At 53.4% G+C, this 1,684-nt stretch carries 2 protein-coding genes, 1 tRNA gene and 1 pseudogene; all 4 read right to left on the reverse strand.

Translation table 11 applies throughout. The annotated features are described in order from the left end of the window. Positions 1–326 precede the first annotated feature (326 nt). Positions 327–418 (reverse strand) — tRNA-Sec (locus LD28_RS23085). A gap of 213 nt (positions 419–631) precedes the next feature. Next, positions 632–1,123, reverse strand: coding sequence for a hydrogenase maturation peptidase HycI (hycI, locus tag LD28_RS0112835; RefSeq protein ID WP_033137358.1), 492 nt, complete (start codon positions 1,121–1,123; stop codon positions 632–634). Further along, positions 1,123–1,536, reverse strand: coding sequence for a formate hydrogenlyase maturation HycH family protein (locus LD28_RS0112840; RefSeq protein WP_033137359.1), 414 nt, complete (start codon positions 1,534–1,536; stop codon positions 1,123–1,125). Before LD28_RS0112840 ends, hycI begins: the two co-directional genes overlap by 1 nt. Continuing rightward, positions 1,529–1,684: pseudogene (locus LD28_RS0112845) on the reverse strand (hydrogenase); the annotation flags it as partial. The gene LD28_RS0112840 and the pseudogene LD28_RS0112845, both read right to left, overlap by 8 nt.

Consider the following 1,684-nt stretch of genomic DNA (forward strand, 5'->3'; position numbering starts at 1 on the left):
GGTTCGGCATGGGATTACCAGGGCAGTGCGTGGGTTTGATATGCACACCGGTTTGCCGATAGAGAGGCCGAGCTGACGGGTTATGGCACTGCTGGCGGTTTGCGGATTGCTGCAAACATTTTGCATAAATGAGCGGGTATAAATGAATGCTTCATTGATGCGGATAAATTAATTTTTGGCCAGCGAGATAACCTGTGTTCGGATTATATTGGCAAGCGGCAAGCACCTTTACTAAGGTATTCTTTAAAACATATTGAACAAGCGATTAAAAATAGCATACAGGCCGATAAAGCTCAGCAAGATGGCATTTATTCAATATATAAAATTGGCGGAAGAGGCAGGAATCGAACCTGCCAAAGCCTTCTCGGCTCACATCGGTTTTGAAGACCGAGGAGGCCACCAGACCCCATCAACTTCCGTAATGGCCGCCATTTTGTGGCAAATTTCTGTGACTGGCAACGCTTTTTTTGTGATAAAAAAGCGAGAGTTAGCGATTTTTTGAAAAATCCAAAGAACCTTGTTTTATATCAAGTTCCGCACAATTAGCCCGATGTTTTTAATTTAACATCGGGCCGTGATCACATTGCTGTAACCGTCGGTCAATAACGGTCGTTAACAACTCTATAAATAGTTATCGCTCGGCGTTGGTAATATTCCACTGGTCCAGTCGTTCTATTAACAAGCTGGTATCTTTGGCGGCATCAAGATGCTGATAAAGATAATCCATCGCCTCACTCACCATCTCGGTCATCGGGAAGGAGAACGCAACGATGGCCGGCTGTACCCCGACAAAAATCACCTCGGGGACAAAGGTCTTGAGCTCGTCGATCAGGAAATTGAGCGGCATATTGTGGGTCGAGAAGATAAACATTTCGGCGATAGTCTCGGGGGGGATCACCTGCAGGGTACCCGCCTTCTCGCCGATCTCGGCGGCATCCACCAGCACCACCCGCTCCGGTTGCAGCTCCCGCACCTTGTAGACCACATTTTCCGGCGCGATGCCGCCGTCGATATGGATCCAGCCGGGCAGGGGGGCCGTTTGCAGCTTGTCGGCGAGATAAGGGCCGGCACCGTCGTCCCCCATCATGGCATTGCCCACGGTCAACACGAGATTGCAGCCCATCAGCGGCTCCTTACCATCAGGTACATATGGGGGTCGTTATAGAGGGCGGTGAGCTGATCCATAAAGGTGTTGGTCCAGCCCAGCTCCTGCTCAGCGAGCACATTGTCGGCTTTGCGCAGCCGGTCGAAGGCGCAGGCCAGCATATGGCAGTGTTCGCGATAGATGGTGATCTCGCCAAAGGTGAGAAATCCCTCCATCTTGCGGCGCGCTTCGCTCCCCTCTGGCAGCTTGGCTACCCAGTCGCGATAACCGGTCAGCGAGCAGGCCAGGTCTGCTCGCAGGCAATCGACGATGCCGAGGTGGTGGCCGATGGCGAGGCTGTAGTACATCACCTCTTTGGCTTCCTCGGGGACGTCGAACTGCTCGTCGACGAACTTGCGCGACAGGCGATAGAAGAAAACTTCGTCAGCCATGCACCGCCTCTCCCTTGCCGGCCGCCCGGTTGAGGCAGGCGTTTGCGAGGTTGTTGACGATCTCCGCCAGGCGCGGATCGTCGTGCTGATCGAGGTAGCTCTGGATGCGCAGATCCACATCCTGTTGGGTCGCCCCTTCGAGCAGGGC

It is taken from the genome of Aeromonas finlandensis, from assembly GCF_000764645.1.
GTDB classification, from domain to species: domain Bacteria; phylum Pseudomonadota; class Gammaproteobacteria; order Enterobacterales; family Aeromonadaceae; genus Aeromonas; species Aeromonas finlandensis.